The sequence below is a fragment of the Paramagnetospirillum kuznetsovii genome (assembly GCF_003284725.1).
Classification (GTDB): Bacteria; Pseudomonadota; Alphaproteobacteria; order Rhodospirillales; family Magnetospirillaceae; genus Phaeospirillum; species Phaeospirillum kuznetsovii.
On sequence record NZ_PGTO01000010.1, the window covers coordinates 1 to 25,772 of the forward strand.

29 protein-coding genes are annotated in these 25,772 nt (G+C 64.0%); 11 read left to right on the top strand and 18 right to left on the bottom strand.

Annotation, left to right across the window (positions count from 1 at the left end; translation table 11 throughout):
• Positions 1-555 (top strand): sodium:solute symporter family transporter (locus CU669_RS13040; RefSeq protein ID WP_407671585.1); only part of this gene is annotated, 555 nt, incomplete at its 5' end.
• An 883-nt stretch (positions 556-1,438) separates the two neighbouring features.
• Here CU669_RS13040 and CU669_RS13045 read toward each other — a convergent pair.
• Together CU669_RS13045 and CU669_RS13050 are read right to left on the bottom strand one after the other, a co-directional pair.
• Entirely contained in the window at positions 1,439-2,239 is an 801-nt protein-coding gene (locus CU669_RS13045; RefSeq protein WP_456095310.1) for an undecaprenyl-diphosphate phosphatase, read from the bottom strand.
• A gap of 73 nt (positions 2,240-2,312) precedes the next feature.
• Complete coding sequence (locus CU669_RS13050; protein ID WP_205119452.1) at positions 2,313-3,575, bottom strand: GGDEF domain-containing response regulator; 1,263 nt, start codon at positions 3,573-3,575, stop codon at positions 2,313-2,315.
• Between the two features lie 117 nt (positions 3,576-3,692).
• Here CU669_RS13050 and mobB point away from each other — a divergent pair, with 117 nt between their 5' ends.
• Positions 3,693-4,181, top strand: a complete 489-nt coding sequence (gene mobB, locus CU669_RS13055) for a molybdopterin-guanine dinucleotide biosynthesis protein B (RefSeq protein ID WP_112145396.1) — start codon at positions 3,693-3,695, stop codon at positions 4,179-4,181.
• A 239-nt stretch (positions 4,182-4,420) separates the two neighbouring features.
• Positions 4,421-5,056 carry a response regulator gene (locus tag CU669_RS13060; RefSeq protein WP_112145398.1) on the top strand — a complete coding sequence of 212 codons (636 nt, stop codon included), beginning with the start codon at positions 4,421-4,423 and terminating at the stop codon, positions 5,054-5,056.
• 13 nt (positions 5,057-5,069) lie between these two features.
• On the opposite strand, the gene CU669_RS13065 is transcribed toward CU669_RS13060, so the two are convergent.
• The 9 genes from CU669_RS13065 to CU669_RS13105 all read right to left on the bottom strand — a co-directional run bounded on the left by CU669_RS13065 (position 5,070) and on the right by CU669_RS13105 (position 13,218).
• Positions 5,070-5,753 carry an ABC transporter ATP-binding protein gene (locus CU669_RS13065; RefSeq protein ID WP_112145400.1) on the bottom strand — a complete coding sequence of 228 codons (684 nt, stop codon included), beginning with the start codon at positions 5,751-5,753 and terminating at the stop codon, positions 5,070-5,072.
• Between the two features lie 101 nt (positions 5,754-5,854).
• The gene (locus CU669_RS13070) at positions 5,855-7,099 is read right to left on the bottom strand and encodes an ABC transporter permease (RefSeq protein WP_112145402.1); all 1,245 of its coding nucleotides are present in this window, start codon (positions 7,097-7,099) and stop codon (positions 5,855-5,857) included.
• A 10-nt stretch (positions 7,100-7,109) separates the two neighbouring features.
• A complete protein-coding gene (locus CU669_RS13075; RefSeq protein WP_112145404.1) occupies positions 7,110-8,117 on the bottom strand; it encodes an efflux RND transporter periplasmic adaptor subunit in 1,008 nt (335 codons plus the stop codon).
• An 11-nt stretch (positions 8,118-8,128) separates the two neighbouring features.
• A complete protein-coding gene (locus tag CU669_RS13080) occupies positions 8,129-8,644 on the bottom strand; it encodes a hypothetical protein (RefSeq protein WP_112145406.1) in 516 nt (171 codons plus the stop codon).
• A 13-nt stretch (positions 8,645-8,657) separates the two neighbouring features.
• Complete coding sequence (gene bioA / locus CU669_RS13085) at positions 8,658-9,986, bottom strand: adenosylmethionine--8-amino-7-oxononanoate transaminase (protein WP_112145408.1); 1,329 nt, start codon at positions 9,984-9,986, stop codon at positions 8,658-8,660.
• 5 nt (positions 9,987-9,991) lie between these two features.
• The gene (gene bioD / locus CU669_RS13090) at positions 9,992-10,603 is read right to left on the bottom strand and encodes a dethiobiotin synthase (RefSeq protein WP_112145410.1); all 612 of its coding nucleotides are present in this window, start codon (positions 10,601-10,603) and stop codon (positions 9,992-9,994) included.
• Between the two features lie 73 nt (positions 10,604-10,676).
• On the bottom strand, positions 10,677-11,414 hold the full coding sequence (locus CU669_RS13095; RefSeq protein ID WP_112145412.1) for a methyltransferase: 738 nt from the start codon (positions 11,412-11,414) through the stop codon (positions 10,677-10,679).
• Complete coding sequence (locus CU669_RS13100) at positions 11,414-12,043, bottom strand: alpha/beta fold hydrolase (RefSeq protein ID WP_112145414.1); 630 nt, start codon at positions 12,041-12,043, stop codon at positions 11,414-11,416. The genes CU669_RS13095 and CU669_RS13100 overlap by 1 nt, the downstream gene beginning before the upstream one ends.
• On the bottom strand, positions 12,040-13,218 hold the full coding sequence (locus CU669_RS13105) for an aminotransferase class I/II-fold pyridoxal phosphate-dependent enzyme (protein WP_112145416.1): 1,179 nt from the start codon (positions 13,216-13,218) through the stop codon (positions 12,040-12,042). Before CU669_RS13105 ends, CU669_RS13100 begins: the two co-directional genes overlap by 4 nt.
• 103 nt (positions 13,219-13,321) lie before the next feature.
• Between CU669_RS13105 and bioB the strand changes: the two genes are divergently transcribed.
• The 4 genes from bioB to CU669_RS13125 all read left to right on the top strand — a co-directional run bounded on the left by bioB (position 13,322) and on the right by CU669_RS13125 (position 16,645).
• The gene (bioB, locus tag CU669_RS13110; RefSeq protein ID WP_112145627.1) at positions 13,322-14,299 is read left to right on the top strand and encodes a biotin synthase BioB; all 978 of its coding nucleotides are present in this window, start codon (positions 13,322-13,324) and stop codon (positions 14,297-14,299) included.
• Positions 14,300-14,411: 112 nt separating this feature from the next.
• Positions 14,412-15,104: an MgtC/SapB family protein gene (locus CU669_RS13115; RefSeq protein ID WP_112145629.1), complete on the top strand. Its 693-nt coding sequence runs from the start codon at positions 14,412-14,414 to the stop codon at positions 15,102-15,104.
• Positions 15,105-15,192: 88 nt separating this feature from the next.
• Positions 15,193-16,203, top strand: coding sequence for a restriction endonuclease (locus tag CU669_RS13120; protein WP_112145418.1), 1,011 nt, complete (start codon positions 15,193-15,195; stop codon positions 16,201-16,203).
• A 34-nt stretch (positions 16,204-16,237) separates the two neighbouring features.
• Positions 16,238-16,645: an endonuclease domain-containing protein gene (locus CU669_RS13125; RefSeq protein ID WP_239988711.1), complete on the top strand. Its 408-nt coding sequence runs from the start codon at positions 16,238-16,240 to the stop codon at positions 16,643-16,645.
• 4 nt (positions 16,646-16,649) lie between these two features.
• Here the strand turns inward: CU669_RS13125 and paaK are convergent, their stop codons facing one another.
• The 5 genes from paaK to CU669_RS13150 all read right to left on the bottom strand — a co-directional run bounded on the left by paaK (position 16,650) and on the right by CU669_RS13150 (position 21,083).
• Positions 16,650-17,978 (bottom strand): phenylacetate--CoA ligase PaaK, encoded by a 1,329-nt coding sequence (gene paaK / locus CU669_RS13130; RefSeq protein WP_112145422.1) that lies wholly within the window; start codon positions 17,976-17,978, stop codon positions 16,650-16,652.
• A gap of 58 nt (positions 17,979-18,036) precedes the next feature.
• Complete coding sequence (gene pcaF, locus CU669_RS13135) at positions 18,037-19,239, bottom strand: 3-oxoadipyl-CoA thiolase (protein WP_112145631.1); 1,203 nt, start codon at positions 19,237-19,239, stop codon at positions 18,037-18,039.
• The gene (paaI, locus tag CU669_RS13140) at positions 19,239-19,682 is read right to left on the bottom strand and encodes a hydroxyphenylacetyl-CoA thioesterase PaaI (RefSeq protein ID WP_112145424.1); all 444 of its coding nucleotides are present in this window, start codon (positions 19,680-19,682) and stop codon (positions 19,239-19,241) included. The genes pcaF and paaI overlap by 1 nt, the downstream gene beginning before the upstream one ends.
• An 87-nt stretch (positions 19,683-19,769) precedes the next feature.
• Positions 19,770-20,360, bottom strand: a complete 591-nt coding sequence (locus CU669_RS13145; RefSeq protein ID WP_112145426.1) for a hypothetical protein — start codon at positions 20,358-20,360, stop codon at positions 19,770-19,772.
• Positions 20,361-20,378: 18 nt separating this feature from the next.
• On the bottom strand, positions 20,379-21,083 hold the full coding sequence (locus tag CU669_RS13150; protein WP_146747738.1) for a hypothetical protein: 705 nt from the start codon (positions 21,081-21,083) through the stop codon (positions 20,379-20,381).
• 316 nt (positions 21,084-21,399) lie between these two features.
• On the opposite strand from CU669_RS13150, the gene CU669_RS13155 reads away from it, so the two are divergent.
• Entirely contained in the window at positions 21,400-22,581 is a 1,182-nt protein-coding gene (locus CU669_RS13155) for a GGDEF domain-containing protein (RefSeq protein ID WP_239988712.1), read from the top strand.
• Here the strand turns inward: CU669_RS13155 and CU669_RS13160 are convergent.
• Positions 22,578-23,042: a RidA family protein gene (locus tag CU669_RS13160; protein WP_112145430.1), complete on the bottom strand. Its 465-nt coding sequence runs from the start codon at positions 23,040-23,042 to the stop codon at positions 22,578-22,580. The genes CU669_RS13155 and CU669_RS13160 overlap by 4 nt on opposite strands.
• 160 nt (positions 23,043-23,202) lie before the next feature.
• Here CU669_RS13160 and CU669_RS13165 point away from each other — a divergent pair, with 160 nt between their 5' ends.
• Positions 23,203-23,454: a DUF1127 domain-containing protein gene (locus CU669_RS13165; protein WP_112145432.1), complete on the top strand. Its 252-nt coding sequence runs from the start codon at positions 23,203-23,205 to the stop codon at positions 23,452-23,454.
• Positions 23,455-23,597: 143 nt separating this feature from the next.
• The gene (locus CU669_RS13170) at positions 23,598-24,293 is read left to right on the top strand and encodes a substrate-binding periplasmic protein (protein ID WP_239988713.1); all 696 of its coding nucleotides are present in this window, start codon (positions 23,598-23,600) and stop codon (positions 24,291-24,293) included.
• Positions 24,294-24,389: 96 nt separating this feature from the next.
• Here CU669_RS13170 and CU669_RS13175 read toward each other — a convergent pair whose 3' ends face one another.
• Positions 24,390-24,854, bottom strand: a complete 465-nt coding sequence (locus CU669_RS13175; RefSeq protein ID WP_112145436.1) for a MaoC family dehydratase — start codon at positions 24,852-24,854, stop codon at positions 24,390-24,392.
• Positions 24,855-25,009: 155 nt separating this feature from the next.
• Between CU669_RS13175 and CU669_RS13180 the strand changes: the two genes are divergently transcribed.
• On the top strand, positions 25,010-25,771 hold the full coding sequence (locus CU669_RS13180; RefSeq protein WP_112145635.1) for a substrate-binding periplasmic protein: 762 nt from the start codon (positions 25,010-25,012) through the stop codon (positions 25,769-25,771).
• The last annotated feature ends 1 nt before the right edge of the window (position 25,772 follow it).

Genomic DNA, 25,772 nt, shown 5'->3' on the forward strand with positions numbered 1-25,772 from the left:
ACCATCCTGGCGGTGGTGTCGGGCCTGACCCTGGCGGGCGCGTCGGCGATTTCGCATGACCTGTACGCCAGCGTCATCATGCATGGCCATGCCACCGAAGGTAAGGAAGTCACCGTCTCCAAGATCGCCTCCATCGGCCTCGGCATCGTCGCCGTGCTGCTGGGTCTGATCTTCGAGAAGCAGAACGTGGCGTTCATCGTGGCGCTCACCTTCTCGGTGGCGGCTTCCGCCAACTTCCCGGTCCTGGTGCTTTCCATGTTCTGGGGCGGCCTGACCACTCGTGGCGCGGTCATCGGCGGAACCATCGGTCTGCTGATGTCGGTGATCATGGTGGTGCTGTCCAAGGCCGTGTGGGTGCAGAGCTTCGGCTTCCAGGCCGAAATCTTCCCGTTCGCCTATCCGGCCCTGTTCTCGGTGCCGGCGGCGTTCATCTTCTCGTGGCTGTTCTCGATCCTCGACAACAGCCCGCGTGCCGCCGAAGAGCGCGCCGCCTACGAAGCCCAGGCGATCCGGTCCGAGACCGGTCTGGGTGCCGAAGGCGCCGCGTCGCACTAAGACCAAAAGAGTACAAACGACTGGGGCCGCCGGGAAGCCGGCGGCCCTTTCTCTTTTTTTGCCCCATGCAGATCCTCACGAGCGGAATATCCCCTTTCGTCACCCCCGGGGGCTTGATCCGCGGCTGCCGTGGTCAATGACCACCAAGACACCAAGGACACCAAGAGGCCTTTCAAAAGTTGTCATCACCGGGCTTGTCCCACTGCTGTCCGGTTTAAATTGGCGTGGTTTCATCGAGCGCCTGAGTCTGCCTGTATTTGAAGCCGTCACCTTCGGTATGGGACTCGAAAGCCGATTCACCACCAAGGCACCAAGGACACCAAGAGGGCGGAGCAAACGGCCAAGCCTCAGTCGTTCGTTTTGGCCGGGCGTGTCTCGTGGTTCCGCTTGAAAGCATTATGAGCCGATAATCCAGACGGATGGGCGTGGATACGCGGGATAAGCACGGGCATGACGGAAGGCAAAAAACCGTGTCGTCCTCTTGGTGTCCTTGGTGCCTTGGTGGTCAATACCCTCGGCAGTCGCGGATCATGTCGCCTAATTTAAACCGGACAGAAGTGGGCTTGTCCCGGTGATCCACGCGGTTCCGCCAACATATCTCGTGAAGCAACGGGCTGGGCTGATCTGCGTGGATACGCGGGACAAGCCCGCGCAAGACGGTGGGCGAGAAACCATGTCGGCCTCTTGGTGTTCTTGGTGTCTTGGTGGTGAATCGTCGGCGCCAACCACCAAGCCGTCCGCCAGTCCCCACCCCACCCCCACCCCACCCCAACCCCAGCCCTCCCCCGGCTTTGCCGAGGGAGGGGGGATGAATGGCGCTGATTTATGGCGCGATGATCTGGCCAAGGCCCGATGAGGTTGCCTTGGTCCTTATTATGACATATCAGCGCGCCAGGATCATGCCCAGCATCACCAGTCCGAACACGATGCGGTAATAGGCGAAAGGCGCGAATCCGTGCTTGCCGATGAAGCCGATGAAGGTCTTCACCACCACCAGGGCCGAGAAGAAGGCGGCGACAAAGCCGATGGCGATCAGGGCGCTGCCGTCGAAGGATAGGGTCGACCAGTTCTTGTAGAGCGAATAGACGGTCGCCCCGGTCATGGTCGGAATGGCGAGAAAGAACGAGAATTCGGCGGCGATCCGGCGTTCGACTCCCAACAGCATGGACCCCATGATGGTGGCGCCCGCGCGCGACACGCCGGGAACCATGGCCAGCACCTGGCAAAAGCCGATGGCCAGGGACATGGCGGGGGACAGGTCTTCGACGGCCTGGATGCGGGCGCGCTTGACCATGCGCTCGATGGCGAGAATGGCCAGCCCGCCCACCACCAGCGCGGCGGAGGCCACCAGGGGCGAGTCCAGCATCTGCTTGATATACTTGTAGGCGAGTGCGCCGATCACCGCGGCCGGCAGGAAGGCGATCAGGACATTGCGGGCGAAGGCGAAGGAGCGGGGATGGGTGATGGTCGTCGCCACGCCCCACAGCCTTTGCCAATAGACGACGCAGACCGCCAGGATGGCGCCGAGCTGAATGACGATCTCGAAGGTCTTGCCGGGCGGCCCTTCAAATCCAAGCATGTCGCCGATCAGCAGGAGATGGGCGGTGCTGGAAACCGGAAGAAACTCCGTCAAGCCCTCGACGATGCCGAGGAGCAAGGCTTCAAGAAAAAGTTGCATGGAAATCCCTGACGCGTGGTTTGACCTGGGCCGGGATGATGCGTGGTCGAATCGCCCGGCGCAACCGCCAAAAATGAAACTAGGCGGTCATCACTCGGTTGCGGCCGGCCGCCTTGGCGCGGTAAAGGGCTTGGTCCGCTTGGGTCAGCATGCCGTGCAGGCTATCGCGCCGATCACTGCATAATCCGATGCTGATGGTAACCGGGATGACGGCATCGCCGAAGGTGATTGTCGTCGATTCAATGGCGTTCCGCAGCGTCTCGCAGATCTTCCTGGCCTTGGACTCGTCCAGGTCGGGGAATAGAACACAGAACTCCTCGCCGCCGAAACGGGCGACCAGATCGTCGTCGCGGAGGCTTGCGGCCAATAGGCGGGAGACTCCCACCAGCACGGCATCACCGCAATCGTGCCCATGGCCGTCATTGACCTTCTTGAAGTGGTCGATATCCATCATGGCCACGGCCAAAGACCGGGATTGGCTTCCCAAGGCTTGGAAGCGGCGCTGCGCGGTATCGAAGAACGAGCGGCGATTGCGCAGCCCGGTCAGCGGGTCGGTGGTCGCCATATGGCGCAAGGAGGCGATGTTCTCCAGGTTCTCCACGTTCTGAGCGACCCGGCAGAACAATTCCTCCGGCAAGAACGGCTTGTGCAGGAAGTCGTTGGCGCCGCTCTTGATGAACTGAGCGGAAATGGGACCGCGTACCGATTCACTTGCGGATACGCCGATGACGGCAAGGCGGTCGCGGGCATATTTGCCGCGAATTCGGCGCACCACTTGGATTCCGCTGATTCCCGGCAATTCGAAATCGCAGATGACCAGACTCAATTGGGGATTGGCCTTGATCAACTCCAAACCGGCCTCGCCATCGGCCGCTTCCAGAACCGCGAAGCCGTAGAGTTTAAGCAGGCTGCCGATGAGGCCGCGGTAAAAGTTGGAATCGTCGATCACCAACGCTGTCAGGGCGCGATTGCGGCTGATTCTTTGCACCAGCCAGACCAGATAATCGACGCTGGATGGATTATCCTTCAACACATAGTCGATCACCGGTTGGGCCAGGATGCGTTCGCGGGTGGCGTGATCGAAGACGCCGGTGACGACCACCAGCGGAATTCGGCGGTGGGTGAAATAATGAACCACGCTGGCTTCATCCGCGTCTGGCAAAACCAAGCCGCTCAACACCAGCAAGATCTGGTCACCCCATTGTTCGACCAATTGCCGCGCCGAGGCCAAGCTGTCGGCAACGCTGACCTCGATCCCCAGACGATCCGCGATGGCGCTGGACACGATGGTGGCATAGGCGCGGGAATTGTCGATCAAGAGCACTCGTCCAGGCAGAGCCATGGCTGTCCTTGCCGCATTATCTTGGAAGCTATTTTGCATATTATGTTCGATGTCCGAACGAAAGGAAACTCTCACCCGCCATCTTGCGCGATTTCGCCCAGTTGATAGGCTGCGGGGATGAAGATATTCGGAATCGCGGGCTGGAGCGGCAGCGGCAAAACGACCTTGTTGGTGCGCTTGATTCCAGCGCTGAACCGTCTTGGCATAGAAGTGGCCACCGTCAAGCACACCCACCATAATCCGGCTGTCGGTGATGACGACTGCCGGGCGCTGGCGGCCGCTGGCGCGGTGGAGACCTTGGTGGCGTCCCGGCGGCGCTTTGCCCTGATCAACGAGTTCCATGGTCGGGCCGAGCCGCCGCTTGATGAGTTGGTCACTCGGTTCAAGGGGATCGATCTGCTGCTGATCGAGGGGTTTAAGTGGGCGCCCCACCCTAAGCTGGAAGTATGGGATGCCGGCCTTGGAAAGCCCCTGCTGGCCGCGACCGAAGCCTCCATCGTCGCCGTGGTGTCGGACTTGCCGGTGGCCGAGGTGCCTTTGCCCCGATTCTTGCGCGACGACGTAGAGGGCGTGGCGCAATTTATCATCCGAAAATGCGGCTTCTAAGCCTATAGTATCGGTGTTGGCCTCGTGGCCTATGCGAAGTCCTTCGTTGCCGGAATGGATAAAGCATGCTTAATTCGGGCGGGTTCTGGGAGATGCCGAACTACATCGTCCGCTTGGGGCGGTCGGTTGTTTTCGGAAGGGAAGATCATCAGCGCGCCAGGTTGTGCGATGGCGCGTTCGTTTGACTGCTCGCGCTTTGCGTTGGCAGCCTGTTGTGATGCGTCTTGGGGGCGAGCACGATGAAGGTTCTTCTTGCTGATGATCACGCGCTGTTTCGCGAGGGCGTGAGGATGGTTCTGGAGAGTCTGGCGGAAGAACCGCTGGAAACGGTGGAGGCTGGCGATTTTCTTCAGGCCTTGGCCCATGTGAAGGCCGATCCCAGTATCGATATCGCTCTGGTGGATCTGTCCATGCCCGGCATGGACGGTATTTCCGCCATCAGTTCCATTCGCCGCACCGCTCCCGACGTTTATCTGGTCGTCGTATCGGCCTCCGAGGATCCCCAGATGGTGCGTCGGACCCTGGACGCGGGCGCCCATGGCTATATCTGCAAATCCTCAGGCACCGCCTCCATGATGAAGGGGATCCGCTCGGTCCTGGAAGGCGATACCTTCGTCAGCCCCAATATCACGGTTCCCGACGTGGTGGTTCAGACCCAAGGGGAGTTTGACGCCGAGCGACTGCGCAATCTGCTTACCCCGCGCCAGCGCGACGTGCTGGCCATGCTGCGCCAGGGCAAGTCCAATAAGGAAATCGCCCGCGACCTCAATCTGGCCGAGATCACGGTCAAATTGCACGTCACCGCCATCCTGCGCTCGCTGGGCTGCGAGAACCGCACCCAGGCCGCCATCCTGGCCGCCAAGATGGGGCTTTAGGCGGCTTCTCGTCTCACGGGACGATGCGGCCATCCACCAGATGAATGCGGCGATCGGCCAATTGGGCGAGGTCGCTGTCATGGGTCACCACCACGATGGAGCGGCCCTGCTCGCGGGCCAGTTTGCCGAACAGGTCGAACACCATGTGGGCGGTGCGGGTATCCAGGTTTCCGGTGGGCTCGTCCGCCAGGATCAGCGGCGGATCATTGGCCAAGGCGCGGGCGATGGCCACGCGCTGACGCTGGCCGCCCGACAGTTGTTCGGGCAGCTTCCCGGCATGGTCGGCCAGTTCCATGGAATCCAGCAGCATGGCGGCGCGCTCGCGGGCCTGGGCGGTGCTGAGGCGTCCCAGGCGGCGGATGGGGATTTCCACATTGGCGAGGCAGGAAAATTCCGGCAGCAGGAAGTGGAACTGGAAGACGAAGCCGATGCGGGCCAGGCGGATGGCGGCCCATTGATCGGGCGACAGGCCCGAGGTTTCTTCCCCCTGGATCAGCACGCTGCCGCCGGTGGGCGCGTCCAGCAGGCCCAGCAGGTAGAGCAGGGACGACTTGCCCGAACCCGACGGACCGGTGACGGCGACGAATTCGCCGGGCTCCACCACAAGGTCGATGTCGCGCACCAGGGTGACCGGCACCGGACCGGGCAATTCGCGCGTGAGGGTGCGGGCTTCGACCCGAGGAGCGGATGAAGTCATTCATGCGCTCCGAGGCAAGGGCGACGCCCGCCGCGGCTCGTGCCGCGAAAGCCAAGCACGCGGAGGCGTGCGCCCGGTGATTGAGGGCTGACAAGATATGCTCATCCGGCGCCTCGCACGATATCGACCGGGTTGAGCTTGGACGCCCGGCGCGCCGGAACCCAGGCCGCCAGGGTGGACGACAGGATGGCCATGGCGGCGCTCAACGCGTAGTGGCGGGGCGTGCGGTACAGGATCAGTCCCTGGGACTTGATGAATCCCTCCATGTCGAATTTCAGCGAGGCCATGAACTCGATCAATCCCCAGCCCATGGCCCAGCCGATCACGGTGCCCAGCAACCCGACGATCAATCCTTCCAGCAAGAAGACGTGGCGGATGTCCTTGTCGCGGAAACCCATGGATTTGAGGATGCCGATGTCGCGGGTCTTTTCGAACACCACCGTGGAGATGACGTTGAAGATGCCGAAACAGGCGACGATCAGGATGGCCGAGACCGAGGAATACATGATGACGTTCTGGATGACGAAGATGCCCAGCACGTTGCGCGATTGCTCCTGCCAGGGCTCGGAACGATAGCCGTATTGCCGCTCGATGCGTGCCGCCAAGGGCGAGGCGTCCTCGACATCGTCCAGGCGGATGTTGATGCGGTTGATCACATTGGGGCGGTTGGCCAGCACCTGGGCCTTCTTCAACAGGACATAGACCTCGAAATTGTCCATCAGGGTGATGTTGCTGCGGAAGATGCCGACCACCTTCATTTTCAGCAGGACGCCGGTGGGCGAGACCGCCGAGATCAGGTCGCCGGATCGGATGCCCGCCTTGGCGGCGACGCCCTCGCCCAGGATGATGCCGTTGGACGTGGTGTAGAGGGCGTCCAGGGTGCCCGACAGCAGGTCTTTTTCGATGTGGGTAACCTTGCGTTCACGTGGCGGATCGATGCCGGTGACATTGACCGAGAGATCCTTGCCGCCATAGCGCAGCAAAAGATTGCCCGACAGCGCCGGGGCCACATGGACGCCGGGGGTTTCCTCCAATCCGGCCAGCATGTTCCTCGCACCGCGAATGCCGCGCACTTCCTCGCGGGGTTTCAGGCCTCGCAAGGCGACGGCTCCGTCGGGATAGGCGGTCTCCACGGGTTGGCGCGGCGCCGTTCGCACCTCGTCCTTGACGATGATATGGGGCTGCACGTCGATGATGCGGGCGACGAAGTCGCGCTGGAAGCCTTGCATCATGGAGGAAATACCGATGAAGAAGGCCACGCCCAGCGAGACGCCCAGCAGCGAGACCAGCGTCTGGCGACGGCGATGAAGCAGGTGGCGCAGGGCGATGTCGAGAGCGAGCGCCATCGCCCTTCTCCTACTTCACCCGGACGCGGTCGCCGGTCTTCAGTCCGGTCGGCGGCGCGGTGATCACCAATTGATCGGCCGCCAGTCCGTTCAGAACTTCCACCATGGTCCGGCCGCGAATGCCGATGGTGACGGGACGCGACTGGGCGGTGCCGTTCTCCACCACGAACACCTTGCCGTCGATTGGCGCCGTGGCGGGGATAAGCTGGGCGTCAGGGCTTTCCTTGGTGATGATGTTGATCTCGGTGGTCATGCCCACCAGCAGGGGCGTGTCGTCGGGCAGCACCACCCGGACCCGGAAGGTCTTGTTGATGGGGTCGCCCTTGGGGGTGATGCGATCGACCTTGGCTTCCAAAATCCTCTCGGCGAAGGCATCGGCCTTGATCAGCACTTTCTGGCCGACCCGGACGCGGGCGATATCCTCCTCGTCCACCTCGGCGGTCAGGCGCAGCGGCCGGGGGGCGCCCACCCAGAACAGGGCATCCTTGACCTCGGCCAGTTCTCCCACTTCGCCGTCGCGGCGCAGAACCACGCCGTCCATGGGGGAAACCACGATCAGGTCGGTGCGGCGCTGGCGGGCGGCATTGATGGCCGCGACCACCTGATTGTATTCGCTGCGGGCCTTCTGGTCGGCCTCCTTCGAGCGGTATCCCGCCGCCAGCAGCGGCGCCGAGCGGGCGATCTCTTCCTTCCAATAGGCGGCCTTGGCCTCCAATTCGGCGATCCTGGCGCTGGCCTCGCGGTCATCCAGGCGGATCAGCGGCTGGCCCGCCTTCACGGCGTCGCCCTCGACGGCGAAGATCTCGGAAATGCGGCCGGGGGTTACCGGGGCGATGCGCGCCCATTTCTCGGCCTCCACCGTGCCGGTGGCATAGATGGCCTCCACCGCCGGTCCCCGGCGCGGCGGCGCCGCCGCGAGTTCGATGGTTCCATTGGCCCGCCAAGCCCAGGCTCCCCCCGCCGCCAGGACGACGAGAACCAGGATCAGGGGGAGGCGGGAAAGCAGGCGATGGATCATGGAAAGCGAATTTAATGCCTAATCAGCAGGAAGGCCAGCACCGCCGCCGCCAGGGCGACGGGAACCAGCAGAATAGCCTGATCGCGCCAGCGCGGCTTGAGCGGCGGGAAGACCGGGCGTTGCGCCTCGCTGTGAGGCTCGGTTTGAATGCGGGCGGGACGCCCGCGCTCCAAACAGTCCGTGAGCGTGGGCGTCTCGCCCGCATGGGACACGTCGGGAGGAGTGTCCGGGAGCGCGGGCGTCTCGCCCGCAGGGGACACGTCGGGGGGCGCCATCGCCTTTTTCTTGCGAGGGGCCCGCTTCTTCTTCGGCGCCTCAGTCACGGTATCCTCGGGGGGCTGGGCGCGGAAGTCCAGGATGGCGTAGATGGCGATCACCGCCTCCTTGTAGGAGACGCCCATGGGGACCAGATGGCGCAGCGCCGATGAATCCGCCAGCAGGGCACGCAGGCGTTCGTCGTCCATCTCCAGCAGATGATCGCGGAAGTCGTCGTCCACGTTGGTGCAGATCTCTTCGATCCTCAGCATGACCGGCCCCCTCTCAGAGTGTGGCCAGGACATCCTCCACGGCATCCCAGGCGCGGTTCAACTCGGCTTCGGTGGTGCAATAGGGCGGCAGCAGATACAAAACATTGCCCAGGGGGCGCAGCAGCAGGCCCCGTTCCAGGAACGCCGCCTTCAGTTTCGGTCCGACCTCCGCCGCGTAACCGACGCCACCGCCGGAAATGTCCATTGCCGCGATTGTACCACACAACCGCGTGCGGGCCACGTTGGGACGTGATTTCAGCCGGTCGAGGCGGGCACGGTGCAGCGCCTCGATGGCCTGGATGCGGCTCTGGCATTCGGCGGCTTCCAGCAGATCCAGCGAGGCCAGCCCGGCGGCGCAGCCCAGCGGATTGGCGGTGTAGGAATGGCCGTGCAGGAAGGCCCGCGACAGGTCTTGGCCCAGGAATTCCTGAAAGATGGCTTCACGCGCCACCGTCATGGACAGCGGCAGGAAGCCGCCGGTCAGCCCCTTGGATAGACAGATCAGATCGGGGGTGACGCCCGCCTTGACGCAGGCGAACAGATCGCCGGTGCGGGAAAAGCCGGTCATCACCTCGTCGAAGATCAGCAGCGAACCGGCTTCCCTGACTTTGAGCTCCAATGCGCGGAGGAATTCCGGGCGGCACATGCGCATGCCCGCCGCACCCTGGATCAAGGGCTCGACGATCACCGCCGAGACATGGTCGGGATGGCAGGCGAAGACCAGATCCAGGGCGTCCAGCGCCGCTGCCTCCTTGGCCTCCACCTCCGGGTCGTCGTCCCAGGTGGCGGGGAAGGGCACCGTCTTGACCGGGAACAGCATTTCCCGCCACTGCTCGAAATAGCCCGAGGAATGGCCCGCCGACATGGCTCCGGCGGTGTCGCCGTGATAGCCGCCCTCGAAGGCCACATAGACGTCGCGATGCTGGCCCTTGTTGCGCCAGTACTGATGCGCCAGCTTCAGCGAGACTTCCACGGCGGTGGAGCCGTCGTCGGAATAGAACACCCGGTCGAGATCGCCCGGCAGCCGCCGGGTGACCCGAGCGGCCAGGCGGGCGGCGGGTTCGTGGGTGAAGTCGGCGAAGATCACCTGTTCCAGCCGCATGGCCTGATCGGCGATGGCCTGGGCGATGGCGGGGTTGCCGTGGCCGTGCAGGTTGCACCACCACGACGACACCAGATCCAGGTATTCGCGGCCGTCGGCGGCGTAGATGGTGGCTCCCCGGCCTCCCAGCGCCAGGATGGGCGGCTTGGCGGTGCCCGCCTGGGTGAAGGGATGCCAGACATGGCGGGCGTCCAGCGCCCGAAGCTCGTCGTATGACAGGGTCTTTGGCGACAGGGTCATGGGTCTCACCCGGGACAGGGGAAATCGGGAGGCGGCAGGCTGGCCAGCATGGACTCGCTCACCACCGGCAGGGGCTGGATCTCGGCCAGTACCTGGACGCCGCCGAAATGCTCGATAGCCTGGCGGTTGGCGGGATTGCGCTGGCCGTTCATCACCACGCCGAGCACCGGGACATGGCGGCGGCGCAGCATTTCCAGCGTCATCAGACTGTGGTTGATGGTTCCCAGGCCAGAACGCGCCACCACCACCACCGGCAGGTTCAGCTTGACCATCAGGTCCACCATCAAGGCCACTTCATTGATGGGCACCATGACGCCGCCCGCGCCTTCGACCACCAGGGGGCGATCGGTGGCGGGCAGGTTCAGCGACGACAGATCGATGCGGCGATTTTCCCGTTTGGCCGCTTCGTGGGGCGACAGCGGCGCCTGCAATTCCACCGCCGGGGGATGAACCACCACATGGGGGGCGAGACGGGCGACGGTCACGGAATCGGCGCCGTCCGCCAGTCCGGTCTGGATCGGCTTCCAGTAATCGGTGTTCCAATTGCGGGCCAGCCAGGCCGACACCAGGGTCTTGCCCACATCGGTGTCGGTGCCGGTGACGAAGACGCCTTTCATGGGGCAGGAGCGCGGGCGTCCCGCCCGCATATCATCGGGCGGGCGGGACGCCCGCGCTCCTGTGATCCATGCGTCATTGCGAGTTCCTGCTGAACGAGAGGATCAGGATATCCCAGGTGACGGCGCAGGGCGAGCCCAGCGCCGCCATGATGGCGCGCAAGCGGCTCGCGGGCAGCGGCGTATGACCGGGGCGCGGCGTCGCGGCGCCGATGGCGGCCAGGACTTTCAGGAAGGCGCGGGCATCGGGATAGGTCATGGCGAAGGGGGCGGCCTCCACCTCGGCTCCCGGCAGCATGGCGGCCAGTTCCGCCGCGTCGGGGTAATCGGCGACCCCGGAGGTCAGACCCAAATCGGCATGGGCGGCCCGCCATTCCAGGAAGGTCCGCGCCCCCAGGGTGGCGACCAGCAGGGTTCCGCCGGGGGCCAGCAAACCGGCCAGACCGCCAAGCGTGGCCCGAAGATCGCCGAACCACTGGGCCGCCAGGGACGACACGATCAGGTCATAGCCGCCACCAGTCGGCTGTTCGGCATCCATCACCGCCAGCGACAGGCGGGGGTCCGAGATGCCTTGCCGCGTCCGTTCGATCATGGCGGGGCTGAGATCGGTGGCCAGCAGCCGCGCCTCCGGTCCCAGCCGGGCCAGCAGTCGCCGGGTCAGCAGTCCGGTGCCGCAGCCCAGTTCCAGCACCCGAACGGCGGGCTTGATGCGCTCTGCCACCAGATCGGCGGCCCGCTCCTGGGCGGCGGCGGCGGCATCGTAACCGGCGGCGGCCGAGGAAAAGGCGTTGCGGATGCGCTGCTTGCGGTCCATCACGCCCGCGCCGCCAACTGGCGAAGCTGCGAGGCCACCCAATCGGGATGGCTGAGCGGCAGCAGATGGCCGCCGCCCTCGGCCAGGATCAGCTCCTCGGCGGGAAAGCTTGCGACGCTCATTTCCTTGGGCACGATGGGATCGGCCAGACCGGCCAGGGCCATGCGCGGACACGACAGCATCAGATAGCTGGTGCGTTCGTCGCATTTGCCCAACCAGGCCAGCGCCTCGTCCAGTGGCACGGGGTCGATCGCCGAGACATCGGGGGCCTGCACGCCGCAGCGGGACAGGAAATCGGCGGTCACCGCCTGGGGCTCATGGGCGAAGCGGGCCTGCATGCGCTCGATCATGCGCGGCGCCACGCCCTCGATGAAATGCTGCGAGCGGGTAAAGCGGGGAAAGGCGTTGACCGCCAGCACGCCCGCCCAGGGGCGTGGAATATGGGCCAGTGCCCAGGCCAGCCCCATGGAATGGGCCACCACCAGCGGCCGCCTGACCGCCGGGATATAGGGTTCGCCATAGAATCCCATGTCGATCCGCTCGGACTCGAAATCGGGCAGGCGCGCCAGCAGGCTCTCCCAGAACCCTCCGCCGAATCCCCAGCCATGGACGCAGAGAAGGGTGGTCATCCCACCTCCTTGACCGCATCCAGGACGGCCTGGATCAAGACATCGATATCGGCCTCGGAATGGACCGAGGACAGGGCGAAGCGAATGCGGCTGGTGCCCTTGGGCACCGTGGGCGGGCGGATGGCGATTCCCAGGATTCCCCGGCCTTCCAGCGCCTTGGCCACGGCCAGCGCCCGGCGCTCGTCGCCCAGGATGACCGGCACGATCTGGGTGGAGGACGGGCCGGTGTCCAGTCCCTCGGCCTGAAGGGTGGCGCGCAGGCGGCTGGCCATCCTTCGCAGATGGGCGCGCTCTCCGTCCATGCTGGGAACCAGGTCCAGGGCGGCATCCATGGCACCCAGGACAGCGGGGGGCAGCGAGGTGGCATAGATGAAGCCGGATGCCCGATTGATCAGGGTGTCGCGCACCGCGGCGGAACAGGCCACATAGGCGCCGAAACTGCCCAATCCCTTGGAGAACGTGCCCATGGCGAGGTCGATATCATGGCCGTGCGACAGGCCGAAGCCGGTCTCGCCCAGCACGCCGGTGGCATGGGCCTCGTCCAGATAGACCACGGCATTCCAGCTTCGCGCGATGGCGGCCAGCCGTTCCACGTCGGTGGCATCGCCATCCATGCTGAAGACCGATTCGGTGACGATGACGCGAGGGCCGGGGCGGTCGGCCCTGGTGGTCAGCAACTGTTCCAGATGGTCGAAATCATCGTGGCGGTAGCGCAGTGAATGGGCATCGCTCAATTGCAGTCCGGCATGCAGGCTGGCATGGATCAGGCGGTCGGACAAAACCGTCGGCTCCACTCCCCACAGGGCCTTGTCCAGCAGGGCGGGCAGCGCCGAGGCGTTGCATTGCCAGCCGCTGGCGAAGACCAGGGCGGCCTCGGTCCCCTTGGCCCGCGCGATCTTGGCCTCGATGATCTCCAGGGCGGCGAGATGGCCGGTGACCAGTTGCGAGGCGCCGCAGCCCGCGCCGAACTCCCTGGCCCAGCGGCTGGCGCGCTCCACCAGCATGGGGTGGCGACTGAGCCCGAGATAATCGTTGGAGGAAAAATTGATCAGTTCGCGGCCGCCCATGCGGACTCGTCCGCTGGGCATGGGCTCCATGGGCCGGAGCGAACGTCGGCGGCCGGTCTGGTCAAGACCGGCAAGGAAGCGGGCGGCGGTGTCGTTCAGCAGGGTCATGGTCGAGTCGTCATAGAGGGTTTTCGCTCCTGTTGCAAAGGAGTGATGCACGGCACTACATTGCGCTCCCCGAAATGCATCATAAGGGATGTCCCCGGTGACCATGCAGGCAGCGAAGACGGTGTTGGCGACCACGGATGACGGGTTGCGCCACGATTGGACGGCCGAAGAGGTGGAGGCTTTGTTCTCCCAGCCTTTCAACGACCTGCTGTTCCAGGCCCAGACCGTGCACCGGGCCAATTTCGATCCCAACCGCATCCAGGTCTCGCGGCTGATCTCCATCAAGACCGGCGCCTGCCCCGAGGACTGTTCCTATTGCCCGCAAAGCGCCCACTACGCCACCGGCCTGGAAAAGGAAAAGCTGATGGCGGTGGAAGAGGTGGTGGCCGCCGCCCGCCAGGCCAAGGACGAAGGCGCGTCGCGCTTTTGCATGGGCGCCGCCTGGCGCGGCCCCAAGGGTGAGGATTTCGAGGTCGCCGTCGCCATGATCGAAGGCGTCAAGGCCCTGGGCATGGAGACCTGCGCCACTTTCGGCCTGCTGGACAAGTGGCAGGCGAGCCGCCTGAAAGAGGCCGGGCTCGACTACTACAACCACAATATCGATACCAGCCCGGAACACTATTCCGAGGTCATCTCCACCCGGACCTTCCAGGACCGCCTGGACACCTTGGACGTGGTGCGCGACGCCGGTCTGCATGTGTGCTCGGGCGGCATCATCGGCCTGGGCGAGGGGCGCGCGGATCGGGTGAAGATGCTGCTGACCCTGGCCAATATGCCGAAGCATCCCGACAGCGTGCCGATCAACCTGCTGATCCCCATCGCCGGAACCCCGCTGGCCGATGCCGAGCGCCCCGACAATTTCGATTTCGTCCGCACCATCGCCACGGCGCGGATCATCATGCCGAAAAGCTTCGTGCGCCTGTCGGCCGGGCGCGAGGGCATGAGCGAGGAAATGCAGTCCCTGTGCTTCCTGGCGGGCGCCAATTCCATCTTCTGCGGCCAGAAGCTGCTGACCGCCAAGAACGCCGCTCCGGGCCAGGACAAGAGCCTGTTCGGACGGCTGGGGCTGAGCCCCATGTGATCGAAAAGCGATATCGGAAAGATATCGCTTTTGTCACTGGCGCTGGGTATGGGTTGTCGAGGTGTCATAAAAGCGCAACATGTCAGCTTTCTCCGTCAACGGGGAGGCCGACATGACGCCGCAGCACATGGACATCGCCATTCACCTCGCCAGCGCCTGGGGGGCGGGAAGCCTCGTCGGACTTGAGCGCAGCTTTCACGGCCGCCCCGCCGGGTTTCGCACCCATGCCCTGGTCTGCCTCGCCTCGGCACTGCTGATGCTGGTGACGGTCTATCAGTGGGAATGGATGGGCGCGGTGCCGCTGGAATCCATCCGCACCGATCCCACCCGCATGGCCCAGGGCATCATGACCGGCATCGGTTTCCTGGGGGCGGGCGTGATCTTCAAGGAGGGACTGACGGTGCGCGGCCTGACCACGGCGGCCTCCATCTGGATCACCTCGGCCCTGGGCATCATGTATGGCGTCGGCTTCTACTATCCGGCCGTCATCGTCACCATCATCACCATCGCCACCCTGGCGCTGTTCCGCATGGTCGAATATCGCATGCCGACGCAGTTCTATGCCCACCATCTGCTGCGCTTCACCAAGGACAAGGCCCTGCCCGAGGCCGAGGTGCGCCGTCTGATCGAGGACCACGGCTTCACCATCTCCAACATGAGCTATCGCCTGGGCGAGGCCGGCGCCGTGTTCGAATACAAGATGGTGATCCGCACCGCCGCCAAGGACAATGTGGAAAAGCTGGTCGACTGCTTGCGCGGGCGTGACGACCTGATGGAATTTCGCCTGTCCCCGACAGGGGACTGACGCCGCGCCGGGATAAGGAGATTCTCCGCATGGATGAATACGACGGCTGATGGCGTAATAGCGCTGGTTGGGTACTTGGAGGTCCATCATGAAAGTCAGCGCCGTCTCCACTCGACTCCGGACATGGTTGGCCGCGTTGTTCGTCAAGGCGATCAACGGCATGTCGCGGCAAGAGGATCGGGCCGATGCCGTCCGCTGGTTGGCCCTCTCCCAGGATATTGTCGCCAGTGACACGTCCGCCAGGGAAAAATTCGTCGCGCTGAACTCTCAAATCAACGCCAGAAAGACGGCATCCGTCATCGCTCACTCGGTTGCCGAGGCGGTAAGAAACTACAAGAATTCAGACTTGCCGCTGCCGGTCAAGATTGCCGTTCCGGTCACCTTGCTGGCGGTTCCGTTCGTCGGTGGGCAGGGGGCAGGCGTTGCCGCCCTGGGGACGGCGGCGGGAGTACCCGCGCTCCTGCTGGTCTTTCTCGGGGCTGCCGGGATTTCTTCCATTCTTGAAGCGCTCGCCCAGGGTGGGGCTGGAATGGGGGATCTGGCCAGGGTGCTGGAGCTCATCGCCCATGACGAGATCTTGCGCAGGACCAGCACGGCCATGCAAAAGGCCATGCAGGACGAGCCCAAGGGCGCCTTTCGCCGGGACATGCCCATGGCCGAAATTGAACTGCGCGATGCGTTGCTGACCATGGATCCCTTCGCGTTCGAATCCCATGTGGTTGGCTTCTTCGCCGCCCAGGGCATGGAGGCTTGGGTCACCCGAAAATCCAATGATTTTGGTGTCGACGGCTTTGCGCGTCATCCGGACGGATTGATCGTTGTGCAGTGCAAGCGCAATGGGCCTGGAAACCCGGTGGGACGACCGGTCGTGCAGCAGTTCAAAGGGGTGGTCGAGGAAAATGGCGCTTGGCGGGGCTATATCGTAACCACGTCGAGCTTTACCGAGGAGGCAAGAACCTCGGCGGCCCTGTCGGAGCGAATTGTCCTAGTGGACATGGACGAATTGATCCGGTGGCATTTGGATGGCGCGGAGAAGGCTCCCCACCCCGGCCCTCCCCCGGCGGAGCCGGGGGAGGGGGAATGCGGCGGAACAGTGTAACTCCCTCCCCCAACTGTGTTGGGGGAGGGCCGGGGTGGGGGCCGACAAGGTGGCAAAGCTCGACAATCGTCTGAAGAAGAACGCCAGGGCCCTGCGCTCAGATCCCACCGAAACGGAAAAACGGCTATGGCGTTTGCTGCGGCGAGGTAGCCTGGACGGGTATCGCTTCCGCCGTCAGCATCCGGTGCATCCCTATATCCTCGACTTCGCGTGTCTCGCCGCCAAATTGGCGGTGGAAGCCGATGGCGGTCAGCATTGTGAAAGTTCGCGAGACCACGCCCGGACGGCATTTCTCGAGCGAGCAGGGTGGCGGGTGCTTCGGTTCTGGAACAACGAAATTCTGGAAAACGAAGCCGGAGTCTTGCGGCACATCCTGGATATGCTGCGGGAGCGATGCCCCCACCCCAGCCCTCCCCCGGCAGAGCCGGGGGAGGGGGAATGAAGGGTTAAGCCTTGGGGCGCTTGTCGATGACGCGCCTAGCCTTGCCCATGCTGCGCTCGATGGAGTTGGGCGCCAGCACGTTGACCTTGGTGCTGATGCCGATGAAGCTCTTGATGTGGTGCTGCAAGTCCTTGGACGCCGCCTCCAGGGCTGAATCGTCGAAGGGCTGGTCGGCGCGGACCTCCACGTTGACCGTCACCGAATCCAGGTGGCCGTCGCGGGTCACTTCCAGCTGGTAGTGCGGCGCGAGGCGATAGTCCTTGAGGATCAGTTCCTCCACCTGGGTGGGGAAGACGTTGACGCCGCGAATGATCAGCATGTCGTCGGAGCGGCCGGTGATCTTGCCCATGCGGCGCATGGTCCGCGCCGTGCCCGGTAAAAGCTGGGTCAGGTCGCGGGTGCGATAGCGGATGATGGGGAGCGCTTCCTTGGACAGGCTGGTGAACACCAGTTCGCCCATGGAGCCGTCGGGCAGCACCTCGCCGGTATGGGGATCGATGATCTCGGGATAGAAGTGGTCTTCCCACAGATGCAACCCGTCCTTGGTCTCGACGCATTCGCAGGCGACGCCGGGGCCGATGACCTCGGACAGGCCGTAGATGTCCACCGCCTGGATGCCCATGCGGGCCTCGATTTCCTCGCGCATGGCGCCGGTCCAGGGCTCGGCGCCGAAGATGCCGATTTCCAGCGAACAGGTCTTGGTATCGACGCCCATGCGGTCCATCTCGTCGGCGATGGCCAGCATGTAGCTGGGCGTCACCATGATGATCTCGGGCTTGAAGTCCTGAATCAACTGGATCTGCTTCTCGGTCTGGCCGCCCGACATGGGAATGACGGTGCAGCCCAGCCGCTCGGCGCCGTAATGGGCGCCCAGGCCGCCGGTGAACAGGCCGTAGCCGTAGGAGATGTGGCACTTGTCCTTCCTGCGGCCGCCAGCGGCGCGGATGGAGCGCGCCATGACGTCGGACCACATGGTGATGTCGTTCTGGGTATAGCCGACCACGGTGGGCTTGCCGGTGGTGCCGGAACTGGCGTGGACGCGGACCACGTCCTCCATGGGCACGGCGAACATGCCGAAGGGGTAGGTGTCGCGCAGGTCCGACTTGGTGGTGAAGGGGAACTTGGCCAGATCCTTCAATTCCTTGAAGTCGTCGGGCGTGACGCCCTTGTCCTGGCACTTCTTGCGGTAGTGCTCCACGTTGTTATAGGCGTGGGTCAGCGACCACTTCATGCGGCTGGTCTGCAGCGCGGTGATCTCGTCCCGGCTGGCGATCTCGATGGGGTCGAGCAGGTCTTTGGCCGGCGGAACCAGCCGGCTGGCGGAATTGGACATGATACCCTCCCGAAGGGGCGAGACCCTCTGACGGGGTCTTCGCCGGATTTTATAAGGTTTAAACGCTCTCGATGACCATGGCGATGCCCTGGCCGACGCCGATGCACATGGAGCACAAGGCCCGCTTGGCGCCGGTGATTTTAAGCTGATAGGCGGCGGTGGTGATCAACCGGGCGCCGGTCATGCCCAGCGGATGGCCCAGGGCGATGGCGCCGCCATTGGGGTTGAGCCGGGCATCGCCGTCCTTGAGCCCCAACTGGCGGGTGCAGGCCAGCGCCTGGGCGGCGAAGGCTTCGTTGAACTCGATCAGGTCGATATCGGCCATGGTGAGCCCGAGGCGGTCCAGCAGCTTCTTGCTGGCCGGGACCGGTCCGATGCCCATGATGCGCGGCGGCACGCCAGCGGTGGCCATGCCGACGATCTTGGCCATGGGGGTAAGGCCCAGGCGCTCGGCCATCGGACGCGAGGCTAGCAGCAGGGCGCAGGCGCCGTCGTTGACACCGCTGGCATTGCCCGCCGTGACGGAGCCACCGGCCCGGAACGGCGCCTTCAGCTTGGCCAGCGCCTCGATGGTGGTGGCGCGGGGGTGCTCGTCCTTATCGACCACGGTGCTTTCGCCCTTGCGGCCGGGAATGGTGACCGGGGCGATTTCCTGGGCGAGGCGGCCGTTGGCCTGGGCGGCCGAGGCCTTGGCTTGGCTGGTCAGGGCGAAGGCGTCCTGGTCTTCGCGCGAGATGGCGAATTCGGCGGCCACGTTCTCGGCGGTTTCCGGCATGGAATCGGTGCCGTACTGCTTTTCCATCAGCGCGTTGACGAAGCGCCAGCCGATGGTGGTGTCATAGATGCGGGCGTCGCGGGAAAAGGCGCTGTCGCCCTTGGGCATGACGAAGGGGGCGCGGCTCATGCTTTCCACCCCGCCCGCGATGTTGAGCTGGGCCTCGCCGGTCATGATGGCGCGCGCCGCGTAGCCCACCGCGTCCATGCCCGAGCCGCACAGGCGGTTCAGCGTGGTGCCGCCCACCTCCATGGGCAGACCGGCCAGCAGCGAGGCCATGCGCGCCACATTGCGGTTGTCCTCGCCCGCCTGATTGGCGCAGCCGTAGATCACCTCGTCCAACAGCGACCAGTCCAGGCCGGGATTGCGCGCCATCAGCGCCTTGATGGGATGGGCGGCCAGATCGTCGGTGCGCACGCCCGACAACACGCCGCCGTAACGGCCGACGGGGGTGCGGATCGCGTCGCAGATCAGCGCTTCGAACATCATTCATTCCCTTCGACGATATGGCCTTGGATAAAGCGGCATTGGCCGCGGAACAGCGCCACCACCTCGCCGGTCTGGGAGGTGACGGTGCAGTCATAGGTTCCGCTGCGGCCCTTGCAATGGACCTCGCGGCACCGGGCGGTAAGCCGGTCGCCAAGCTTGGCGGCGGCCGGATAGGTGATGGTGCACGATACGGCGACGCCGATGCGGTTGCCGGAGCTGCAGGCATAGCCGAATGCGGTGTCGGCCAAGGTATAGGACATGCCGCCGTGGCAGGTGCCCACCCCGTTCAACATGTCCGGGCTCACCGTCATGGACAGCGTGGCATGGCCCGGTCCGACCTCGTCCAGTGAAATGCCCAGAAAGCGCGACACCGCCTCGCGCTCGCCGATGGCGGCAGCGACGCGTTCGGCCAGGGACTGGGCATTGCGGCTTTGCGGCATGAGAGGCCTCGGCGGTTTAATTAGGTATTGTAATACCGAATTAGGGGCCGGGCCGTCAATGGCGTATCGGTTTGGAAATTGGTCTCCCTATCGGCAAGGTGGGGGCGGGGGGGCATAATATTCCGGCGGGCAATCATGGCCATGGGTGCAGGTGACCGCTCGGCAATAAGGCCTGCCATCGGCGATTTTGCGATTCAGTTCGGGGGATTCGTGGTAGGAGTCCAGCTTGGGATCATAGACCAGGGTCGTGTCATCGCGGGTCTCGCAATAGGTGAGATAGCGCCAGCCATTGATGGGGGGCGACCGAACCTCCACGCCGAACTCCGGCATGAGACCGCCGCCGATCCTGACCCATTTGTTGCCACGGCGTTGAAGAATGGTGGCGTCGCAGCCGGGGTTTCCGCAACGGGTGGGAAGCTCAGCCAGAAGGATCATCTCCTTTTGGCCATCCAGGTTCAGGTCGACATAGGCGATCTTGAACTCTCCGCGTTCCTTCAACTGGTCCTCGAAAGATGGTATTTCGTCTGGATATTGACGCTTTAGTACGTTCAACGCGAAGGCGATGTCCTTTTTCTTGGTCAGGGGGTGGAATAGGACGGTGCAGGCCTCCTCGCCCCACGACGGGGTCGGCGGGGCGAGGAGAAACAGGATCGCGCAAAGCAGGATGCGCTTGATCATGCGAGAAAGATCCCGATGCTACCATTCGCCACGATGGTAAGGCGCCGACTGATAATCGCGCAATCGTTTTTGGATGCGGATATCCGATGCTTGCACTTTTGAATCTTTGGCGATGCGTCCGGCGGCCCGGCGTGCGAGGTAGGCATGAGTCGCCCCGGCACCCTCGCGGTGGGAGGCGGCGACGATGCCGCCCTCGGTGATCATGACCGGCTTGCCGTCGGTGCCGGTATAGGTCTTGCCGGCCTGATCCAGGGCCCCTTTGGCCTTGGCCTGTCGCTCGTAGTCGCGCATGGCCTCGGTCAGCGCCTTTTCCTGGGCTTCGGGATTGGTCTTGAAGTCCTGATCGGTGGCGACACCCTCCCGGCGGGCCTTGTCGGTCCAGCGGCCGTTCTCCTTCCAGCCGATCTGTTTCAGGGTGTCGCGCATCAACTGATAGCGGCCGAGGGCGTGGCTTGTGTCGTGTTCCTCGCCATAGCCGTTGTTGGGTTTGTCGGCGCTCTGTTCCGATTCGGCGATCTTCTGGCGGAAGGCTTCGTTGCTCTTGCCTTTCCAGGCTTGGGTGCCGCCGCCGGGGGAAGAGCGGTCGTGGGCGGCCACATCGATCACCCCGGTGGGTGGGGTATAATGACCGAGCCGGTTCAGGGCGGTCTTGGTCTCCACCAGATCGTCGGGATGCGCCGAGCTGGCGGGGTCGATGGTCTGTCTCAACTTGAAGGGGGGCATGGGGAACTCCTTTGGATTGCGCGCATCCGGGCATGCCTCGACACCAGCCGCGGCCGCCAAGCGGGCCGGGCGCAAGCAGGGCGCGTTGGACATGAAAAACGCCCGGAACCGTGGGCGGTGTCCGGGCGCGGATGTGGTGTGGGTGAGGCTTTAATATAACCATTGAGAGAAAATGTCAATACAAAACATGAACACGGGGGCGGGGCGGCTTTCGGCGGCGGCGGACGGCCGGTGGCATCTGGTTCTTTCACTTGCAACGATTCCAGCCAGGCATTACGGTCAGCCATGGCCTGCTAGGTCAAAAGGATACCCACAGGTGCTTGTTATTAAAGAGTTTATAAAGAAAGTCCTTGCCGTCGTGTTCTCGGGCATGACCATGGCCGAGATTTTCGATCTGTTCCTGCCGACGCGGCAGTCGGCTTTCGTGCAGCGACGACGGGCACTTTTGATCTTGTCGCGCGTTCGTTTGGTGGCGGCGACCTTCGCCGTCCTGACGCCGTTGTGGATCCCGGTCGACCTCTTCATCTTCGAGACGGCGCTTGCCATGTATCTGGCCGCGCTGCGCGTTCTCGCCTGTATCGCCTTCGCGGTTCTGGCGCTGTCGTTCCGTGGGTCGGACAGTGTGGTCTTGGCGCGCTGGGGAATGGTCTGGTTGCTGGTGATCCCCACCGTCTTCTTCCTGATCAGCCATCCCCTGCTGGGCCAGTTCGCCATCACCGATCCGGCGCAGCAGGTGATCGCGGCCGGATACGCCTTCCTGCCCTTCGTCATGGTGGCGGGGCTGTCGGTGTTTCCCATCACCGCCGTCGAAGGCGCGCTGCTGGGGCTTCCCCTGGTGCTCGCCTATTTCCTGACCGGCGTCCTGGGCTATCAATTGCTGCCCTTCGCGTCCCATCTGGGGGCGCAATGGCTGCTGTTGCTGCTGGCCTCGGTCTCGACCCTGGCCGGCATGAGCCAGCTTCATTTCATGAGCCAATTGGTGGACCAGTCCTCCCATGACGGGTTGACCCGCGCCTATAATCGCCGGGTCGGCGAGGAAATGCTGGCGCAGCAATTCATCTCCGCCGTGCGGGCGCAATCGCCCATGGCGCTGGCCTTTATCGATCTGGATGACTTCAAGTCCATCAACGACAAATACGGCCATGAAGAGGGCGACAACGCGCTTCGCGGCGCCTCGGCCTTCTTGCGCAAGGTGCTTCGGCGCGGCGATATCCTGATCCGTTGGGGTGGCGAGGAATTTCTGGTGGTCATGCCCCATACCGATCCGTCGGGGGCCATGATGGCCGTCAGCCGCATGCGTCAGACCGGTTTGGGCATCCGCCCCGAAAGCAAGCCGCTGACCGCCTCCATCGGTGTGGCGGAGCGGCTGATCGACGGCTGCGAAACCTGGAGCGATCTGGTGGAAAAGGCCGACCAGCGCATGTATGCCGCCAAGAAGAACGGCAAGGACCGCGCTATCGGCTGTGGCGATATCCTCTTGGTCGCCGCCGAGGTTTAGCGCAACTCGAAAATTCCCTCGATCTCCACCGCCGCGTCCAGCGGCAAGGCTGGCGCGCCCACCGCGACACGGGCGTGACGCCCGGCCTCGCCCAGAACCTGGACCATCAGATCCGAGGCGCCGTTGATCACCTTGGGCTGATCGGTGAAAGACGGCGTGCTGGCCACGAAGGCGGTCAAGCGAATCAGCCGAACCCGGTCCAACGCGCCTCCCGCCGCCGCCCTGGCCTGGGCCAGCAGGTTAAGGCCGCACAGGCGGGCGGCGCGAACGCCGTCGTCCAGTGACACGGAATCGCCCAGCTTGCCGGTCACCGCCATCTTCCCGGCTTCAAGCGGCAATTGCCCCGAGACGAAGACCAGACTGCCGGTGACCACGAACGGAACATAATTGGCGACGGCTGCGGCCGGGGTGGGCAATTCGATCCCCAGCTCCTTCAGGCGGGCGGCGACGGTTCCGGTCATGCGAATTCTCCCGATAGCGTTGGACGGCAAGGGTAGCGCTCTGGCGCGAGAGTTGGAAGGGCCGCGATTTCGCGGGGAGCCCATGCATCCTCATGCATTGCTGCGGTGCGGTAGAGCGGCCTATCTAGTTTAAATGACTTCCAAAGTTAGGATTACGGCCATGTCCCTTTCCCCGACCATGAGCCCCGGCGTTGCCGATTCCGCGCCGCAAGCCCGCCACGGCGCCCAGCTTCGGGTTCTGCTGGGCGTCTTGCGCCAACGGATCGTCGCCGCCATCGGGGTGCTGAACGCCCGCCGCGCCCTTCACGCCGAATTGATCGGTCTTGATCACCGTGAATTGGATGATCTGGGCATCGATCCCGGCGGGATTGACGGCTTTGTCGCCGCTTGGAAGCCGACACCCCGCCGCTGAGTGCATTTGCTCAGGTTGAAGATTTTACGTCGCCATGCTTCAATCCCACCATGCGGATCCCAGCGAGGCAATAGATGCGAGAGTGGCGAGCTTGGGCCGCGATGGCGGCATTGGCGCTTTGCGCCGTTCTGCCTTTTGGGCGGATGGCGGATGCGCGTGACCTCGTGGTCGGGGTGGAGGCCATCGACTATTCCCCGGTCTACGGCTATCGCGACGGACAGTTCATCGGTGCGGGCAGGGCCGTGCTTGACGCCTTCGCTACCGCCAAGGGGCATCGCCTGAGCTACCAAGCCTTCCCCATCAAGCGGCTGCTGGCCGAACTGATCCATGGCGGGATCGATCTTAAGTTTCCCGACAGCCCCAACTGGCAGACCGCGGTTCGCGGCAAGCGCGCCATCGCCTATTCCGATCCGGTGATCGCCTATATCGACGGCACCATCGTGCGCGCAGACCGCGCCCATATGGGCGTGGATGCGGTCACCAGAATAGGCACCGTGGCCGGTTTCACCCCCTTTGCGTGGCAGGATCGAATCGCTGCGGGCAAGGTGACCTTAACCGAAAATCCAAGTTTCGAAGCCCTGCTGCGGCAATTGCAGACGGGCCGTATCGACGGCGCCTATGCCAATGTGGCGGTGGCGCTGGATGTCGCCGACACGGTCTTGAACATGCAGGGCGGGTTGGTTTTCGCGTCCAAGCTGCCCAATATCCACGATTCCTATCTGCTGTCCTCGGCCAAGTCGCCGGAGGTTATCGCGGAGTTCAACGACTGGCTGGCCAAGAACCAGAAGCAGGTCGCCGACATCATCGCCGCCAGCGGAGCCGAGCGCGGCGTTCGCTGATCTCACTTTTTTGTCCCTCGCCGGGCGCCGCCTTCGGCGTCTTGGCCGCGGCCTCAATGGCCGCTGATCGCGCCGCGCGTCATCTGACGCACGGCGCTAGCGACGGCGGGCCACCATGTTGACGGCGCGCATGGACATCACCACTTGGCCGTTCTGGTTCAGCGTCTCGATGAAGGAGGTGACCACCCCCCGGTCGGGTTTCGACTTGGACGGGACCGCTTCCTCGATGGTGACGCGCACCGAAAGCACGTCGCCGGGCCTTACCGGCATGATCCAGCGCAAGGCGTCCAGGCCCGGCGAGGCGAGGCTGGCGACCTTGGTCAAATAGTGGTCGGCATACATGCGCATCATCATGCCGCAGGTATGCCAGCCGCTGGCGATCACGCCGCCGAACACCGTCTTGGCCGCCGCCTGCGGGTCGGTGTGGAAGTCTTGCGGGTCGTAGCGGCTGGCGAAGTCGATGACCTCCGCCTCGGTGACCTCGTAGCGGCCGAATTCATGGATAGCGCCCTTGACGTAATCCTCGAAATATCGATCGTCGATGGTGGACTTGAAGGTCATCCCCGCTATCCCCGGCTATTGTGGTCCAGTCCAACTATGGCAAATGTCAACCATCCGGCAAATAGATAGCTATCATGATCGGCCCGCTCTTTCGCTTTTCCGCCTCGTGGGGCATAGTGCCATCAGGTGACACACTGTGACATTCGGGGATGGGAATGCTGCGCGCGCTGGTGGTTGTTTTGGCCATGGTGATCGGCTCGTCCGCCTGGGCGCGTCAAATTGTCACCGTCGGCGGCTACGAGTTCGGTCCCTTCGTGGACGCCGAGGCGGACGGCAAGACAACCGGCCTGACCCTGGCGCTGATCGACGCCTTGAACCGCTATCAGGATCGTTTCGAGTTCCGCTTTGTCCTGACCTCTCCGTCGCGCCGCTACAAGGATTTCGAGGATCGCAAGTTCGATCTCATCTTCTTCGAGAGCCCGGATTGGGGCTGGACGGCCAAGAAGATTCCCGTGGATGTCTCCGAGGTGTTCCTGGACGGCGGCGAGTTGTATATCGCCAAGGCCGCCGCCGGGCGCGGCCAGGAGTATTTCACCGATCTTGCGGGCAAGCGCATGGTGGGTATCCTGGGCTACCATTATGGCTTCGCCGGTTTCGAGTCGGACCCCGCTTTGCTGGCGTCGCGCTATCGCATGACCCTGGTCAACGACAACGCCGCCAGCATCGAGATGATCTTGAAGGATCGCGGCGATGTGGCGGTGGTGACCGACGCCTATCTGAAGCGCTACCTCAAGTCCCATCCCGGGACGGATTCACGCCTCCTGGTTTCCGACCGCTTCGATCAGCGCTATGCTCACCGTGCCCTGGTGCGTCCCGGGGCCGCTTTGACAGTTGCGGATATGGATCGTCTGTTCGCGTCCATGGCCAAGGATCAGACCCTGACAAAGCTGTGGCGCGGTTACGGCATCAAGGATTGAC